Source organism: Gaiella sp., assembly GCF_035558935.1.
In the GTDB taxonomy this organism is placed as follows: Bacteria; Actinomycetota; Thermoleophilia; order Gaiellales; family Gaiellaceae; genus Gaiella.
Genome location: NZ_DATMBZ010000161.1, coordinates 1 through 16,332, shown reverse-complemented (window position 1 = coordinate 16,332; position 16,332 = coordinate 1). Strand labels below are relative to the sequence as shown.

The 16,332-nt window shown below is 71.7% G+C and carries 16 protein-coding genes and 2 pseudogenes; 16 read left to right on the top strand and 2 right to left on the bottom strand.

The features are described from left to right. Positions 1-1,463, bottom strand: a pseudogene (locus VNM44_RS15390) (hypothetical protein); the annotation flags it as partial. A 110-nt stretch (positions 1,464-1,573) separates the two neighbouring features. Here VNM44_RS15390 and VNM44_RS15385 point away from each other — a divergent pair. From VNM44_RS15385 to VNM44_RS15320, 14 genes and pseudogenes are all read left to right on the top strand, one after another. Continuing rightward, a complete protein-coding gene (locus tag VNM44_RS15385) occupies positions 1,574-2,869 on the top strand; it encodes a Mur ligase family protein (protein WP_325626856.1) in 1,296 nt (431 codons plus the stop codon). A gap of 38 nt (positions 2,870-2,907) precedes the next feature. After that, the gene (ftsW, locus tag VNM44_RS15380) at positions 2,908-4,068 is read left to right on the top strand and encodes a putative lipid II flippase FtsW (protein WP_325626862.1); all 1,161 of its coding nucleotides are present in this window, start codon (positions 2,908-2,910) and stop codon (positions 4,066-4,068) included. Further along, positions 3,998-4,285 (top strand): annotated as a pseudogene (locus tag VNM44_RS17220) (glycosyltransferase); the annotation flags it as partial. The gene ftsW and the pseudogene VNM44_RS17220, both read left to right, overlap by 71 nt. A 99-nt stretch (positions 4,286-4,384) precedes the next feature. Beyond that, positions 4,385-4,987, top strand: coding sequence for a UDP-N-acetylglucosamine--N-acetylmuramyl-(pentapeptide) pyrophosphoryl-undecaprenol N-acetylglucosamine transferase (locus VNM44_RS17215; RefSeq protein ID WP_325626860.1), 603 nt, complete (start codon positions 4,385-4,387; stop codon positions 4,985-4,987). A gap of 4 nt (positions 4,988-4,991) precedes the next feature. After that, the gene (locus VNM44_RS15365; RefSeq protein ID WP_325626854.1) at positions 4,992-6,191 is read left to right on the top strand and encodes a glutamate ligase domain-containing protein; all 1,200 of its coding nucleotides are present in this window, start codon (positions 4,992-4,994) and stop codon (positions 6,189-6,191) included. Then, positions 6,178-7,080, top strand: coding sequence for a UDP-N-acetylmuramate dehydrogenase (murB, locus tag VNM44_RS15360; RefSeq protein ID WP_325626852.1), 903 nt, complete (start codon positions 6,178-6,180; stop codon positions 7,078-7,080). Before VNM44_RS15365 ends, murB begins: the two co-directional genes overlap by 14 nt. A gap of 31 nt (positions 7,081-7,111) precedes the next feature. After that, positions 7,112-7,972 carry a cell division protein FtsQ/DivIB gene (locus VNM44_RS15355; RefSeq protein WP_325626850.1) on the top strand — a complete coding sequence of 287 codons (861 nt, stop codon included), beginning with the start codon at positions 7,112-7,114 and terminating at the stop codon, positions 7,970-7,972. Positions 7,973-8,077: 105 nt separating this feature from the next. Next, positions 8,078-9,160 (top strand): cell division protein FtsZ, encoded by a 1,083-nt coding sequence (ftsZ, locus tag VNM44_RS15350; RefSeq protein ID WP_325626848.1) that lies wholly within the window; start codon positions 8,078-8,080, stop codon positions 9,158-9,160. Positions 9,161-9,404: 244 nt separating this feature from the next. Beyond that, positions 9,405-10,457 carry a glycine cleavage system aminomethyltransferase GcvT gene (gene gcvT, locus VNM44_RS15345; protein WP_325626846.1) on the top strand — a complete coding sequence of 351 codons (1,053 nt, stop codon included), beginning with the start codon at positions 9,405-9,407 and terminating at the stop codon, positions 10,455-10,457. Between the two features lie 163 nt (positions 10,458-10,620). Then, positions 10,621-11,016: a glycine cleavage system protein GcvH gene (gene gcvH, locus VNM44_RS15340; protein WP_325626844.1), complete on the top strand. Its 396-nt coding sequence runs from the start codon at positions 10,621-10,623 to the stop codon at positions 11,014-11,016. A 10-nt stretch (positions 11,017-11,026) separates the two neighbouring features. Beyond that, on the top strand, positions 11,027-12,364 hold the full coding sequence (gene gcvPA / locus VNM44_RS15335) for an aminomethyl-transferring glycine dehydrogenase subunit GcvPA (RefSeq protein WP_325626842.1): 1,338 nt from the start codon (positions 11,027-11,029) through the stop codon (positions 12,362-12,364). Further along, a complete protein-coding gene (gene gcvPB, locus VNM44_RS15330; protein ID WP_325626840.1) occupies positions 12,361-13,860 on the top strand; it encodes an aminomethyl-transferring glycine dehydrogenase subunit GcvPB in 1,500 nt (499 codons plus the stop codon). The genes gcvPA and gcvPB overlap by 4 nt, the downstream gene beginning before the upstream one ends. Further along, positions 13,857-14,231: a nuclear transport factor 2 family protein gene (locus VNM44_RS15325; RefSeq protein ID WP_325626838.1), complete on the top strand. Its 375-nt coding sequence runs from the start codon at positions 13,857-13,859 to the stop codon at positions 14,229-14,231. Before gcvPB ends, VNM44_RS15325 begins: the two co-directional genes overlap by 4 nt. Further along, positions 14,228-14,773: an MOSC domain-containing protein gene (locus tag VNM44_RS15320; protein ID WP_325626836.1), complete on the top strand. Its 546-nt coding sequence runs from the start codon at positions 14,228-14,230 to the stop codon at positions 14,771-14,773. The genes VNM44_RS15325 and VNM44_RS15320 overlap by 4 nt, the downstream gene beginning before the upstream one ends. Here the strand turns inward: VNM44_RS15320 and rlmN are convergent. Continuing rightward, a complete protein-coding gene (rlmN, locus tag VNM44_RS15315) occupies positions 14,770-15,774 on the bottom strand; it encodes a 23S rRNA (adenine(2503)-C(2))-methyltransferase RlmN (protein WP_325626834.1) in 1,005 nt (334 codons plus the stop codon). The genes VNM44_RS15320 and rlmN overlap by 4 nt on opposite strands. Before the next feature lie 61 nt (positions 15,775-15,835). Between rlmN and VNM44_RS15310 the strand changes: the two genes are divergently transcribed. After that, complete coding sequence (locus VNM44_RS15310; RefSeq protein ID WP_325626832.1) at positions 15,836-16,168, top strand: hypothetical protein; 333 nt, start codon at positions 15,836-15,838, stop codon at positions 16,166-16,168. 23 nt (positions 16,169-16,191) lie between these two features. Next, positions 16,192-16,332: beta-eliminating lyase-related protein (locus tag VNM44_RS17160; protein ID WP_349258056.1), on the top strand; the 141-nt coding region annotated here is incomplete at its 3' end.

Genomic DNA, 16,332 nt, shown 5'->3' with positions numbered 1-16,332 from the left:
AGGTGGAGCCACGCGGGGTCCGTGGCGAGACGGATCTCGCGCACCTCGGCCCGGCTCTCCTGGACGACGCGCCCTTCCGGGCGCGCGGGGCCCGGGTCCGCGGCGAGGAGCCCGAACCACTGCTCGTTCGTCCACGGGTCGTGCCACAGCTGACGGCGGTCGGCGACCGGAGCGTGCCGCGGCAGCGTGTTCCACGTGAACTTGAACCACTCGTCCACCCAGGAGAAGAGAAATGCGCCGGCGAGCCGCTGGCGGTGGACGAGCCGGAGCAGTTCCGCGTCGATGCGCATCGCCTCCTGCTCCGAGTGGGAGCCCTGGTCGCGCCCGAGCGGCCCGGCGTGCGCGGAGCCGATCGAGGACGGGACACCGAGCTCGGTGATCATCACGGGCATGGCACCGTGATGCGCCCGGAGGGCGGCGAGGTAGCCGGCGTAGGGGTCGACGTGGGCCCCGACGCGATGGCGGCGGAGCGCGAGCTCGTGCCGCTGGAAGTCGGGGTAGTACGGATAGGCGTGGTAGCTCGCGAACGACCCTCCCGGCCACGCGGGCGTCGGCCGGACGTGGTTGGCGTCGACGCCCACGAGGTCCTCGCGCGGGAGCGGCTCGGTCGGGTGGCGGAGGGGATCGGTGGTCGGCCAGTTCGTGAACGCGAGCGGCATGGAGACGCCGCGCGCGCGCTCGAGTGCGGCGAGACGGTCGAGATTCGCGGCGAGCCACCGCTCCGTCGGCGTCGCGTCGGCGGTGCTGCGGAAGAACCGCCCGCGCGTCGCGGGCGCGGTGCCGTTCGCCCGGTCGGTGCGCACGACGCCGTGAGGATCCCACTCGACCCCGACGATCCAGCCCGCGAGCCAGGGGCTGACGTCGGCCCGCCAGACGCCGGACGCGCGGCCGCCCCGCGGCGCCCGTGCGAGGTCGCCGTGGACGGCGCCGACCGCGGCCTCGAGCTCGTTGCGGAACGCCGCGGTCACATGCGGGTCGTAGAGCCCTCGTCGCCTGGAGGGATAGCTCTCGTCCGGCAGGTAGACGCCCTGGAGGAGGTAGAGCGGCGCGTCGGGATGCGCTTCGTCGTAGCGGCGCAGCTCGCGGTAGAACGCGGGTGGATGGATCGTGTAGATGCGGATCGCTCGGATCCCGAGCGCGCCCATCTCCGAGAACCACCGCCGGTAGTCGCCGGCGTCGATCGCGAGCTCGCCCGGCAGGTGGCCGGGTGTCGTCGCACCGAGGTTGACGCCGGGCAGGAAGGAGACGTTCCCGTGCTTCGTGCGCAGGACGAAGCGCCCGCCGCCCGCCTGCGCGAGGACCGAGACGCCGCCCATGCGGACGGGTGCGGGACGCCACGACGGCCGTGGCGCGGCGTCGCTCGTGCCGCCGCCCGGGCGGAGCGCGACGGTGCCTGCCGCGGCGAGCACGGCCGCGGCGAAGACGGCGGCGGAGATCCACCTGTGGTTCGCGATCCTCTGCATGTCGTCGTCGCCGGGGCGCTACGAGAGCAATCGACCGCGGAGGTCGCCGACTTGACCGGCCGGCTCTCGTCGCGCGAAGGCGGACCGGCGTCGTGAATACGCTGTCCGCCGTGAGGGAGCTTCCGGCGCGCGTCCTCGTTGTCGGCCTCGCGCGTTCGGGCCGCGCGGCCGCCGCCGCGCTCGCCGAGCGCGGCGTCTCCGTGGTCGCGTACGACGCCGACCCTGCGCTCGCGGTATCGGCGCTGAGCGGCGACGTCGTGCTCGGAGAGTGGGACCCGGCGCTGCTCGAGGGCGTCGGCCTCGTGGTGAAGAGCCCGGGCGTCCCGTCGGATGCGCCTCCGGTCGCTGCGGCTCGTGTGCGCGCCATCCCCGTGATCTCGGAGGTCGAGCTCGGCGCACGGCTTCTCGCGAACCGGCTGCTCGGCGTCACGGGAACGAACGGGAAGACGACGACCACGGCGCTCCTCGGCGCGATCCTCACGGCGGGCGGGCTGCCGGTCGAGGTGGCGGGCAACATCGGCCGCCCGCTGACGTCGCTGGTCGGGGCCGTCGACCCCGGCGCCTGGATCGTCTGCGAGCTCTCGTCGTTCCAGCTCGAGGACGTGGAGACGCTCCGGCCGCGCGTCGCGGTGCTCACGAATCTCGAGCCCGACCACCTCGACCGGCACGGTGACCTCGCCGCCTACCGGCGCGCGAAGCTCCGCATCTTCGAGCGCCAGGAGAACGGCGACGTCGCGGTCGTCCCGCGGGGCTTCGGACACGTTCCCGGCAACGCACGCCGCGTGGAGTTCGCGGGTGACGACGCGCTGCCCGCGGAGCCGCGGATCCGCGGCGCGCACAACCGCGAGAACGCGGCCGCGGCAACGGCGGCCGCGCGGGCGATCGGCGTGGCGGACGAGGCGATCGCCGCGGCGCTGTCGTCGTTCCCCGGGGTCGAGCACCGCATCGAGGAGGTCGCGACCATCTGCGGCGTCGACTACGTCAACGACTCCAAGGCGACGAACGCGGCGGCGGCGGTGCGTGCGCTCGCATCGTTCCCCGGCCGCCGCAAGCACGTGATCCTCGGGGGCCGCGGCAAAGCGGAGCCGTACGACGCGCTCGCGGGGGCGTTCGCGGAGGGCGACCGCGCGTACCTCGTGGGCGAGGCCGCGGACGAGATCGCAGCCGCGCTCGCTCGGCGGCACGTCGACCACACGTACGCGCGCACGCTCGAGCGCGCGGTGAGCGAGGCGGCGGCGGCCGCATCCGCCGGCGACGTCGTCCTGCTCTCGCCGGCGTGCGCCTCCTTCGACCAGTTCACGAGCTTCGAGCACCGGGGGGAGGAGTTCCGCAGTCTCGTGCAGAAGCTTCCCGGGTGGGGACTCGACGACGCGCGGACCGGGGCCAGCTCGAGCAGCGGCTGCTGATCCTCGTCACGCTCGGGCTCGTCGCCTTCGGGCTCGTGATGGTCTTCAGCGCGACCTCCGCCTCCGCCGCGCTCGGCGAGGGCGATCCGATGCGGTTTCTCGTCAAGCAGGGGCTCTACGCGGGGGCCGGTCTCGTCCTGCTCGCCGTCTTCACGCGCGTCGACTACCACGTGCTGCGCCCGCTTGCGCCGCTGCTCCTCGTCGTTGCGTTCCTGGGCTGCGTCGCGGTGCTGGCTGTGGCTCCCTCGATCAACGGCGCCCACCGCTGGTTCGTCTTCGGTCCGGTCAGCGTTCAGCCCGCCGAGCTCGCCAAGCTCGCCGTCCTGCTCTGGGCATGCGCCGTCCTCTCGCGACGTCCGGCGCCGAGGACGCTCGGAGAGCTCATGAAGCCCGTCGGGATCGTCGTCGTCCTGTTCGGCGGGCTCATCGTGATCGAGCCGGACCTCGGGACGACGATCTCGCTGTTCGTGATGATCGCCGGGATCCTCCTCGTCTCGGGCGTGCGCTTTCGGCTCTTCGCGCTCGCGACGAGCCTCGCGCTCGGCGCCGGCCTCCTCGCGATCTGGATGGAGCCGTACCGCCGCGAGCGCGTCTTCAGCTTCCTCGACCCGTGGAAGGATGCGCAGGGAGCGGGCTTCCAGAACGTGCAGGCGATCATCGGCATGGGCTCGGGAGGCATCACCGGCGAGGGCCTCGGTCAGGGGATCCAGAAGGTGAACTTCCTCCCCGAGGCCCACACGGACATGATCTTCGCGGTCGTCGGGGAGGAGCTCGGATTCGTCGGCTCGTCGCTCGTGATCGCGGCCTTCGCCGTGTTCGCCTGGGCGGGCTTCCGCATCGCGCTGCATTCCCGCGACCCGTTCGGGAAGCGGCTCGCGGCGGGTATCACGACGCTCGTCTGCGGCCAGGCCGCCGTCAACCTCGCCGCCGTCCTGGGCATGGCCCCGCTCACCGGGATCCCGCTCCCGTTCGTCTCCTACGGGGGCTCCTCGCTGCTGGTGCTCCTCAGCGCCGTCGGGGTGCTCCTTAACATCGCGGTGAATGAGCGCGTCGTCGAAGCTCGCGTGCGTGATCGCGGCCGGGGGAACCGCCGGTCACGTCCGTCCGGCACTCGCGGTCGGGGAAGCGCTCCGCGAGAGGGGAGTGACCGTGACGTTCGCCGGCACACCCGACCGCGTCGAGTCGCGGCTGGTGCCTGAGGCGGGCTTCCCGCTCGACACCTTCCCTGTCTCGGGGCTCCCGAGGAAACCGAGCGCGGCCCAGCTGCGGGCTGCCTGGCGAGCCTCGGCGGCGCCCGCGCACTGTCTGCGGATCCTCGCTCGGCGGCGGCCGGACGTCGTCCTCGGCGCCGGCGGATACGTCGCCGGGCCGATGGTCCTCGCTGCTCGCCTGCGCGGGATCCCGGCGGCGCTCACCGAGGCAGATGCGCACCTCGGGCTCGCGAACCGGCTGGCCGCTCCGTTCGCCCGCCGACTCTTCTTCGCGTACGAGATCCCCGGCCGGAACGGTGCGAAAGTGCGCGTCATCGGCCGTCCGATCCCGGTCTCCCATCGCGGCTCGACGAGGGAGGAGGGCCGGCGGAGGTTCGGGCTGTCGGAGAGCGCTCCGGTGGTCGCCGTCTTCGGAGCGCTCGCGGGCGCGCGGTCGCTGAACCAGATGGCGGTCGAGGCATGGGGAGCTCGCGGCCCCGGGGTCCTCCACATCTGCGGCGATCGGGACTTCGACGCGCTTCGCGGCCGCGTCGACCGGCCCGGGTACGTCCTTCTGCCGCAGACCGACCACTTCGGCGACGCGCTCGCGGCTGCGGATCTCGCCGTTTCCCGCGCGGGCGGCACAGTGTGGGAGCTCGCGGCCGCGGGAACGCCGGCGATCCTCGTTCCGTATCCGTACGCGACCGCCGACCATCAGACGCTCAACGCGCGCCACTTCGAGCGTGGCGGCGGCGCGCTTCTCGTCCCAGACGGGGACGTCGACCGCGTGCCCGAGCTCGTCGCCGAGCTCCTCGCCGCGCCGCAGCGCCTCGGCGCGATGCGCGAGTCGATGCTCGCCCTCGCGCGCCCCGACGCGGCCGAGGCTGTCGCCGACGAGCTCGTCGCGCTCGCGCAGGGCGCCCGGTGAGGTCGTGACGAACGACCTGAAGCCGCTCGCCGGGCGCCGCCTGTACTTCGTCGGGATCGGAGGCTCGGGGATGTCGGCGTACGCAAACATCGCACGGGCGTGGGGGGCGGACGTTCGCGGATGGGATGCCCGGGAGACGATCTTCAGCCGCACGCTCGACGGCGTCGACGTCGATCTCGGCGGTGAGCCGGCCCCGCCGGAGGGATACGAGGCGATCGTGTCGACCGCCCACCGCGCCCGCATCGAAGGCACCCCGCGCGCGGACTTCCTCGCGGAGCTGGTGGGCGCGCGCCCGTCCATCGTGGTCACCGGCGCGCACGGCAAGACGACGACGACGGCGATGATCGCCTTTGCGCTGCGCGAGACCGGCAACGATCCGGCGTGGATCGTCGGCGGCGTCGTGCCGCAGCTCGGCGGCAACGCCGGGACCGGCGCGGGCTGGCTCGTCGTCGAGGGCGACGAGTCCGACCGCTCGGCCTTCGAGCTTCGGCCGCGGCTCGCCGTCGTCACGAATGTCGAGCTCGACCACCACGCGGCGTACGGGTCGACCGCCGAGCTCCAGGCGGCGATCGACGCCTGGCTGGCCGACGTCCCGGACGTGGTCCGCGGGTGGGAGCTCGACCCGGTGGGCTTTCCGCTCGCGGTGCCGGGCGAGCACAACCGCAGGAACGCCGCGGCGGCACGGGAAGCGCTCGTCCGCGCGGGCGTCGACTCCGCGGCGGCCGAGCAGGCCCTCGCCCGGTTCGCGGGGGCCGAGCGTCGCCTGGAGCGCGTCGGAGAGCGCGGCGGCGTGCGCCTGATCGACGACTACGGCCATAACCCGACGGAGCTCCGCGCCGCCCTGGAGACGGTCCGAGCCGAGAGCGACGGACGTCTCGTCGCCATCTACGTCCCGCACGTCGTAGAACGGACGCGTCACCTGCACACGGAGCTCGGCGAGGCGCTCGGGCTCGCGGACGTCGCGATGGTGACCGACTTCGTGGGGCAGCGGGACGCGCCGCGCGAGGGCGTCACGGGACGACTCGTACTCGACGACGTCCCGGATCCGACCCGCCGCGTGTGGGCACCGAGCCTCGACGACGCCTCCGCGCTCGCGCTCGCGCTGGTGCGGCCCGGCGACGTCGTCGTGACGCTCGGCGTGGGGGAGCCCTGGCGGATCGCGCGGGCGATCCTCGACGCCCTCCCGGACCGTGGGGAGGGCTGAGGACGCCCTGGACATCGAAACCGGACATCTGTTGTCGAAGTCGACGACGATCGGAACGGGCGGGCCCGCCGCGGCGTTTGCGCGCCCGCAGTCGCTCGCCGAGCTCGAGAAGGCACTGAGGTGGGGTCGCGAGCGTGGCCTTGCAATCGTGACGGTGGGTCTCGGCTCGAACCTGCTCGCGGCCGACGGGGGCGTCGATGCGCTCGTGCTGCGTCTCGAGGGCGACCTCGCCGCCGTGGAGGTCGACGGCGAGCTGCTCAGGGCGGGCGGAGGCGCCACGAACGCCGTCTGCCTCCATCGGGCGCGTGCCGCCGGGCTCGGCGGGCTCGAGTTCGCCTGCGCGATCCCCGGCACGGCCGGCGGGGGCGTCTGGATGAACGCCGGCGCATACGGGTCGGACTGGTCGGGGATCCTCGAGCGGGCGCTCGTCGTCTCCGCACATGGGAGCGGCTGGTTCACCCCGAACGAGCTCGGCCTCTCGTACCGTCACTCCGACCTGCAGCCTGGCGACGTCGTCGCGCGGGTCGAGTACCGGCTCGAGCCACGGCCCGTGGAGGAGATCAAGGCCGAGGTCTCCGAGCTCGTCGCGAGGCGGAAGGCGACGCAGCCGACCAACAAGCGGACGTTCGGCTCGGTCTTCAAGAACCCGCCGGGAGAGCTCGGCGCCGGCCGGATGCTCGAGCTCTGCGGACTGAAGGGGTATCGCATCGGTGGCGCAGTGATCTCGCCGCGGCATGCGAACTTCATCGAGAACGCCGACGGTGCGACGAGCGCCGACTGCCTCGCGCTGATCCGTGAGGCACGACGCCGCGCACGCGAGGAGTACGGCGTCGAGCTCGAGCACGAGGTCGTGCTGTGGGGCCTGACGCCTTTGGCGCCAGACGCCTAGGAGAGCGCCCGCCGGCGCAGAACACAACACGGTGGCCGAACGGGGACGAGCAGGGCGACCGGAGCGGCCGCGTGCGCGCACGGCGAGCGTCGTCGTCCCGTTCCCGCGCACGGCCCCAGGCGATCGCCTCGAGCTGGGCCCGCTCGTCCCGTCCGGCCGCTCGCTGCTCGTCGCTTTCGCAGTCCTCGGCGCGGTGCTGGTCGCGATCGTCGTCGCGCGTGAGACGCCTCTCTTCGCGGTCCAGGACATCTCCGTCAGCGGTGCGTCACCCGGCGTCGAGAGCCAGGTGAGAAAGGCGCTTCGCGACCGCACGGGGTCGAGCCTCGTCGGCCTCGACCTCGATGCCGCACGCTCCGACGTCGCCGCGCTCCCGACTGTCGCGGGCGTCGCCTTCGACCGTGACTATCCGCACACCCTCAACGTGACGGTCGTCCCCGAGCGCCCGGTCGCGGTCGTTCGCCAGGGTGCCGACTCGTTCCTGGTCTCCGAGCGCGGCAGGGTGATCGCCCGGGTCGAGCGCACCGCGTCCCCCGGCCTCGCCCGGATCTGGGTCAAGCGCGACGTGCCGCTCGACCCGGGGGCGCTGGTCGTCGGCGACCTGCTCACCGCCGTCGGGGCTGTGGCGCCGCTCGCCGACCTGCGGTTCCCGAGCCGCGTCGTCTCCGTGACGACGGCCGACGGGCTGACGCTCCGCCTGCGCTCCGGCCTCGAGCTCCGGCTCGGCGACATGCACGATGTCGACCTGAAGCTCGCCGTCGCGGCTCGCGTGCTGCGCGCGCTGCCCGCAGGCTCGGGCTACCTCGACGTGAGCGTCCCGGACCGGCCCGTCGCGGGGCCGCCGGGTCTCGACCCTCAGGTCGAGGTCGAGAGTAGCGTCTCCAGTGGGGCTTGAGGGTTCCGTTGACAATGTCGACAAGGAGACCGTACCCTGGCTCCGAATCGAGGAATTCCAGGCATTCCGTAGCTCGATGAGAGCTTGACCCTCAGGCAGGTCGAGATGAGCACGCAGAACGGCAACTACCTCGCAGTGATCAAGGTCGTCGGTGTCGGCGGCGGCGGTACGAACGCGGTCAACCGGATGGTCGAGTCCGGACTCACAGGCGTGGAGTTCATCGCGGTGAACACCGACGCGCAGGCACTGCTCGACACGGACGCCGACGTCAAGATCCACATCGGCTCGAAAGCAACCCGCGGCCTCGGCGCCGGCGCGAATCCCGAGGTCGGGCTCGCCGCCGCGCAGGAGAGCCGGGACGAGCTGAAGGAGGCGCTCAAGGGCGCGGACATGATCTTCGTCACCGCGGGCGAGGGCGGCGGCACCGGGACGGGCGCTGCGCCCGTCGTTGCCGAGCTCGGCCGCGAGCTCGAGGCGCTCACGGTCGGCGTCGTCACGAAGCCGTTCGCGTTCGAGGGACGCCGCCGTTCCGACCAGGCCGGCCTCGGCATCCAGAACCTCCGTGACCGCGTGGACACGCTGATCGTGATCGAGAACGACCGCCTCCTGCAGGTCGTCGAGAAGACGACGCCGATCCTCGAGTCGTTCCGGATGGCCGACGACATCCTCCGGCAGGGGGTTCAGGGCATCACCGACCTGATCACCGTCCCCGGTCTCGTCAACCTGGACTTCGCAGACGTCCGCACGATCATGCGTGACGCGGGCTCGGCGTTGATGGGGATCGGCATGGCCCGCGGAGAGGGACGCGCCACCGCCGCCGCGAATGCGGCTGTCTCGTCCCCGCTGCTCGAGACGACGCTCGACGGCGCGACTGGGATCCTCCTCAACATCACCGGTCCTTCCGACGTCGGGCTGTTCGAGGTGAACGAGGCCGCCGAGGTCGTCACCGGGCACGCCGACCCGAACGCGAACGTGATCTTCGGCGCCGTCATCGACGAGTCGCTCGGCGAGGACGTCCGGGTCACCGTGATCGCGACCGGCTTCGGCGCGGGGCGCCCGCGCCGCAAGCGAACAGAGCCCCCTGCGACGACCTCGACGCCGTCGTCCGAGTCGCCGGTTCCGAGCTTCGACCCCCGACCCCGCGGGGACGAGACCGACATCGACGTCCCGAGCTTCCTGCGCGACTGACAAGCCCTTACTCGGGGCCTCTTGACGGCGGGCGGGCGCAGTGGAACACTCGTTGCGCTGCAGGGGAGAGGGAATCAAACGGGGGACGTTCCGTCGGTGCGGCGGACGGAGATGTTTTGTGGGGGGTTCCCGACACCTGGTCGGGCCGTGACCGCATCGCCCTCTCCCCGCGCGACGGACATGCTGTGATGCCCGGCGCGGCTTGCCGGTGGCCGCGGGCGTGGCCCGCGCTATTGTCGCGCCCGTGAGCGCGACCCTGCGCAGGACGCCTCTGTACGAGCGGCACGTCGCGGCGGGCGCGCGCATGGTGCCGTTCGCCGGCTGGGAGATGCCGGTCCAGTACGACGGCGTGATCCCCGAGCACCTGGCCGTGCGCAGCGACGCAGGCGCGTTCGACGTCTCGCACATGGGGCAGCTCCATGTCGAAGGCCCCGCGACGGCGGCCTTCCTCCAGTCGATGCTCTCGAACGACATCGCCCGGCTCGCCGACGGCGATGCCCAGTACACGCTCCTCACGAACGAAGGCGGCGGGATCGTCGACGACCTGATCGTCTATCGGATGTCCAACGGCCACTACCTCCTCGTCGTCAACGCAGGCAACAGGGAGAGCGTCTACACGTGGCTGAAGGAGCGCGAGGCCCGGGGCACCGAGGTGCGCGACGCCTCGGACGACTACGCGCTCATCGCCGTGCAGGGGCCGCGGTCGCTCGAACGGCTGGGGCTGGACGAGGCACCCGGGTTCACGCATGCCATGGGCGAGGTGGACGGCATCGAGCTGATGGTCTGCCGCACCGGCTACACGGGGGAGACAGGGGTAGAGCTCCTCTGCCCGGCCGACGACGGAGTCGCCCTCTGGGACGCGGTCCTCGCGCGCGGGGTCGTTCCGTGCGGGCTCGGCGCTCGCGACACGCTGCGCCTCGAGGTCTGCTATCCGCTTCACGGCAACGACATCACCCAGGACACCGACGCGATCTCCGCGGGTCTCGGCTGGACGTGCGCGCTCGACACCGACTTCACGGGCGTCGACGTGCTCCGACGTCTCAAGGAGCACGGCCCGGAGCGGCGGCTCGTCGCCTTCGTCATGCAAGAGCGGGCGATTCCGCGCCAGGGCATGCCGATCGAGGGTGGCGGCGAGGTGACGTCGGGTACGCAGTCGCCTTCGCTCGACGTGGGAATCGGGATGGGGTACGTCCCCACCTCGAGCGCTGCGGTCGATACCGACCTCGTGGTCGACGTCCGCGGCAAGCCCCGCCGCGCCCGCGTCGTCCAGAAGCCGATCTACCGGAAGGAGCAGTAGTGCTCCTTCCGGCAATGCCCTGCAGGTCACTGGCGCGCGATGAGCGGCGCCATGCGTCGTCCTCGGTCGCCCCGATACCTTCAGGTATCGGGACTCCCTGCGTCCTAGCCTGGCTTGCTCCTCGCGCGCCAGGAACGAGCCAGCATCGCCGGAAGGAGCACTAGTGCCGCCGAACGAGAGCTACCCCGAGGACCTCCGCTACCACACCGAGCACGACTGGGCGCGGATCGAGGGGGACGAGGCCGTGCTCGGGATCACGTGGTACGCCCAGGACTCGCTGGGCGAGCTCGTGCTGTTCGACGGGCCGGAGGTCGGAGCCATGCTCCAGAAGGACGAGTCGTACGCAGAGGTGGAGTCCGTGAAGGCTGTCTCGGATGTGATCGCGCCGCTTTCGGGAGAGGTGGTCGCGGTGAACCAGAAGGCCGTCGACGAGCCGGAGACCGTCAACGAGGATCCCTACGGCGAGGGCTGGCTCGTGCGCATCAGGGTCGCCGACGCGGGAGAGAGCGACTCCCTGCTCGACGCCGCGGCGTACCGGGCGCACCTCGCAGAGCTCTGAGCGAAGCGGAATGAGCATCGCCGGCTACCTCTCGCTGACCGACGCCGATCTCAGCGCGATGCTCGAGGCGATCGGCGTCTCGTCGATCGACGACCTGTTCGAGCAGATCCCCGAAGGCGTGCGCTTCGACCGGCCGCTGGACGTGCCGGAGGCGCTGCCGGAGGCGGCACTCGTCCGCCACTTCGAGCAGCTCGCGGCCCGGAACGCCGACACGTCACGTGAGCTGAGCTTCCTCGGGATGGGGATCTACGACCACTACGTCCCCTCGATCGTGGACACCTTTCTCTCCCGCGGCGAGCTGCTGACGGCCTACACGCCGTACCAGCCGGAGATGAGCCAGGGGGTGCTCCAGGCGATCTTCGAGTACCAGACCGCGATCTGCGAGCTGACGGGGATGGACGTCTCGAACGCCTCGGGGTACGACGGGACGACTGTCGCGGCGGACGCGTGTTTCATCGCCCGTCACCACACCGGCCGGTCGAAGGTCGTTCTCGCCGAGACGCTCAACCCGATGGTGCGCCAGGTGGTGAAGACGTACGCGCCGGGCTTCGGCATGGAAGTGACAGAGGTGCCGCACGACGGCGGCACGATCGACCCGGCCCGCTTCGCTGGGGAGGCGCGCGATGCCGCGATCGCGATCTTCCAGCAGCCGAACGCCTTCGGCTGTCTCGAGCCCGCACCCGAGCTCGCCGCCGCGGCGAACGAGGGCGGCGCGCTGTCGGTTGCGCACGTCGACCTCGCATCGCTCGGACTGCTCGAGGCTCCCGGAGCCTACGGCTGCGCGATGGCGATCGGCGAGGGCCAGTCGATCGGCAACTACCAGTCCTACGGCGGCCCGCATTACGGGTTCCTCGCTGCCGGCAACGAGTTCATCCGCCGCATGCCCGGACGGATCGTCGGCGAGACGACCGACCTCGAAGGGCGGCGCGGCTTCGTGCTGACGCTGCAGACGCGCGAGCAGCACATCCGCCGCGAGAAGGCGACCTCGAACATGACGACGAACCAGACGCTCCTCGCGCTCGCCGGCCTGATCACGCTCTGCTGGCTCGGCCCCGAGGGCCTCCGCGAGCTCGGCGAGACGTGCACGGCGCTCGCCGCGTACGCGAAGGAGCGCGTCGGGTTGCCGCTGGCTTTCGAGCGGCCGACCTTCAAGGAGGTCGCGTTCCGCATGGCCATCCCGGCGCGTGAGGTCGTCGCACGCGCCCGCGAGCGGGGCGTCCACCCCGGCTATCCCCTCGGACGCGATTATCCAGGGCTCGACGACGTGCTCCTGGTCGCGCTCACCGAGAAGCGCACGCCGGCTGACGTCGACCGGCTCGCCGATGTGCTCTCGGAGGTGTGCTCGTGAGCGACGCCAATGCAGGGGCACGGCCGAAGCCGGGCCTCATCTTCGAGAAGTCGAAGCCCGGGCGGCGCGCGGGCCGCGTCCCGTCATACGGGCTACCCGTCCCCGAGCTGCCCGCCGAGCTCAAGCGGGAATCGCCGCCGCGCCTGCCGGAGGTCCCGGAGAACGAGATCGTCCGCCACTTCACGGAGCTCGCCGACCGGAACTTCGGGATCGACACGGGCTTCTACCCACTCGGCAGCTGCACGATGAAGCACAACCCGCGCGTCAACGAGCGCGTCGTCGGGCTGCCCGGGTTCCGCGACCTGCATCCGCTCCAGGAGGACGAAGGCGCGCAGGGCGCGCTCGAGCTGATGTGGGAGCTCGAGCAGATCCTCGCGGAGGTCGCGGGGCTGCCCGCCGTCACGCTCCAGCCTGCGGCGGGCTCCCAGGGCGAGCTGACGGGCCTGATGCTGATGCGGGCCGTGTTCGCCGATCGCGGCGAGCCCGGCCGGAATGTGATCATCACGGCCGACACCGCGCACGGGACGAACCCGGCGAGCGTCACGATGGCGGGCTTCGAGCTCGAGAAGGTGGCCACGACCGATCGCGGCAACCTCGACCTGGAGGACCTCCGCGCGAAGGTCGACGACCGCACCGCCGGGCTGATGCTGACGAACCCTTCGACGCTCGGGCTGTTCGACGAGGGCATCGAGGCGGTCGCCGAGATCTTCCACTCCCGCGGCGCGCTGCTCTACTACGACGGCGCCAACCTCAATGCCGTCGTCGGGCGTTCGCGCCCGGGCGACATGGGGTTCGACATCGTCCACTACAACCTGCACAAGACGTTCTCCCAGCCACACGGCGGGGGCGGGCCGGGCGGCGGGCCGGTGGCGGTGCGCTCCGAGATCGAGCCGTTCCTGCCCGCGCCGACCCTCGTTCGCGAGGGCGATGTCTTCCGTCTCGACCACGACCGCCCGAAGTCCATCGGGCGCGTGCGCGGCTTCGCCGGGCCGTTCGGCGTCTTCGTCCGTTCCTACGCGTTCATGCGCGCCTACGGCCCCGCCCTGAAGGACATGTCGGAGGCGGCGGTGCTCAACGCGAACTACCTGCTGGCCTGCCTCAAGGACGTCTACGACCTCCCCTACGACCGGCTGTGCATGCACGAGTTCGTCCTCTCGGCGCGAACGCTCAAGCGCGAGCACGGCATCACCGCGCTCGACGTGGCGAAGCGGCTGATGGACCACCGGATCCACCCGCCGACGATCTACTTCCCGCTCGTCGTCCCCGAGGCGCTGATGATCGAGCCGACCGAGACGGAGACGAAGGAGCGGCTCGACGAGTTCGTCGACGCCATGCGGTCGATCGCAGAGGAGGCCGTCAACGACCCGGACGTGCTGAAGAGCGCGCCGCTGACCCGACCCGTGCGCCGGCTCGACGAGGTGAAGGCCGCGAAGCACCCGGTCGTGCGCTACCCGTTCGAGCCGGAGGCCGAGGAGGCTAGGATCGAGGCCGGATGACGACGACAGCCGTCTCCCACGAGCTCGTCGAGCTCGAGCACGAGCTCGCCCGGGCCGTCTGCGATCACGACGTCGAGCGGCTCGAGACGATGCTCGCGTCCGAGTTCACCCTCCAGGGCGCTGCGGGGCAGCTCGATCGCGACGCCTTCCTCGAGGCTGCGGCGGGGCCGTACGAGATCGACGAGTTCGGCTACGAGCAGATCGACCCCGAGGTGTACGGCAACACGGCAGTGCTCGTGTCGCGCTACCGCCAGGTCGCGCGCCTCGACGGCCGCGACCTGAGTTACCGGATGAACGTCACGGACATCTGGACGCGGCGCGATGCGCGCTGGCAGATCGTCCGTCGCCACGCGACGATCGCGGACGAATGACTGCGTACGCCTCGACGTCCGAGCTGGAGGCCGGCCTCGATCACGTCCGTGCTGCACCGAGCGACGAGGGCGTCCTCGAGCTGATCGTCCGCCGGCCGGCCGTCGACGAGCGCGAGGTGCTCGAGGAGGCGGAGCTCGACCTCGAGCTGGGGCTCGTCGGTGACAGCTGGTCCTCCCGCGGGCGCTCGGGCGGCAGGCCGGCGAACCGCGACGCGCAGATCACCGTCGTGAGCGCACGCGCCGTCGCGCTCGCGGCGCGCGACCGCGACCGTTGGCCGCTCGCCGGCGACCAGCTCTACGTCGATCTCGATATCTCCCGTGACAACCTGCCGCCGGGCACTCGTCTCGCGATCGGCTCCGCCGTCGTCGAGGTGACGGCCGAGCCGCACACCGGGTGCAAGAAGTTCCGGGCGCGCTTCGGGATGGAGGCGCTCGAGCTCTTCAACTCGCCGCAGGGCCGTGCGCTCAACCTGCGAGGGATCAACACGCGGGTCGTGGAGCCGGGCGTCGTCCGCACGGGCGACTCCGTTCGCAAGCTCTAGGCGAGAGCGGGCCTCGTCTCCCTCGCGGGCGCGACGAGCTGTCCGCAGGCGGCGGCGATGTCACGCCCCCGGGTGAGGCGAACCGTCGCCGGCACGCGGGCGGCGTCGAGCTCAGCCTTGAACGCCGCGATCGCCGCGCGCGACGACCCGTCGAACAGACCCGTCGGGTTGTAGGGGATGAGGTTGACCTTGAAGGCCTCCCGGCCGAGGAGCTCGGCGAGCGCCCGCGCCTGCGCGGGCGAGTCGTTGACGCCCGCGAGCATCACGTACTCGACGAACACGCGCCGGTTCGTCCGCTCCCAGTGACGCCGGCAGAGGACGAGCACGTCGGGCAGGGGGTACCGGTCGTTCACCGGCATCAGCTCGCTGCGCACCGTCGGATCGGCTGCGTGGAGCGACAGCGCGAGGCGGATCGGCTCGGTGACTTCCTCGACGAAGCGCTCGAGGCCGGGTAGCCAGCCGACGGTCGAGATCGTCGTCCTGCGGTGGGTGATGCCGATGTCGGGCAGGCGGCGTGCCGCGTCGAGCACCGCGTCGACGTTCATGAACGGCTCTCCCATGCCCATGAACACCAGGTGGTTCACCGGCTCGCTGCGCCGGAAGTGGAGCACCTGGTCGAGGATCTCGGAGGCGGTGAGGTTGCGGCCGAACGCCATGCGGCCCGTCGCGCAGAACGTGCACGTGAGCGGACAGCCCGACTGCGACGAGACGCACACCGAGCGGCGCCCGTCGCGGTAGCGCATCAGCACGGCCTCGACCGGGTGGCCGTCGTGCGTCCGGAACAGCGTCTTGACGGTGCCGTCGCGCGAGCGCTGCTCGGCCTCCGCGGTGAGCGTGGAGAACGGCACGTCCGCCGCGAGCGCGGTCCGCAGAGCGAGCGGCAGGTTCGTCATCGCCTCGTAGCCCGGCGCGCCGCCCGAGGCCCATTCCCAGACCTGGCGGCCTCTGTAGGCCGGTTGTCCGAGCTCGTCCAGGCGCTCGTCGAGGCGTTTCAGATCCATCGGAGAAAGGTAGCCCCACCCCGGACACGTCCCGACCCCCACACCCCACAAGGAGGTCCCGATGTTCGCCCGTGTCACCACGTACGAGCTCGACGAAGCACGCGCCTCGGAGTCGATCGGTGCGTTCGAGCCCGCGATCGACCGCGTCCGGGAGCTGGACGGATTCGTCGATGCGCTCTTTCTCGTCGAGCGGGACGGCAACCACGCGATCACGCTGACCCTCTGGGAATCCCTGGCCGCGCTCGAGCGAAGCCGCGTGACCGCGTCCAACGCCCGCAACGAGGCCGCGCGCGGGGTGGCCGCCGAGGTGACGAGCACGTATGAGCTCGAGGTGGGGATTCGCGCGACGGCGGACGGAGAGGGACTGCTCCAGGCACGCGGCTCGACCGCGTAGGCGGCGGCTGCCGGCCCGATAGGGTGGCGGCCGTGATCGACCTTCGCTCCGACACCGCGACCCGGCCGACCGACGGCATGCGTGCGGCGATCGCCGCCGCCGCGGTCGGTGACGAGCAGCGCCGCGAGGATCCGAGCGTCAATGCGCTGCAAGAGCGGGCCGCC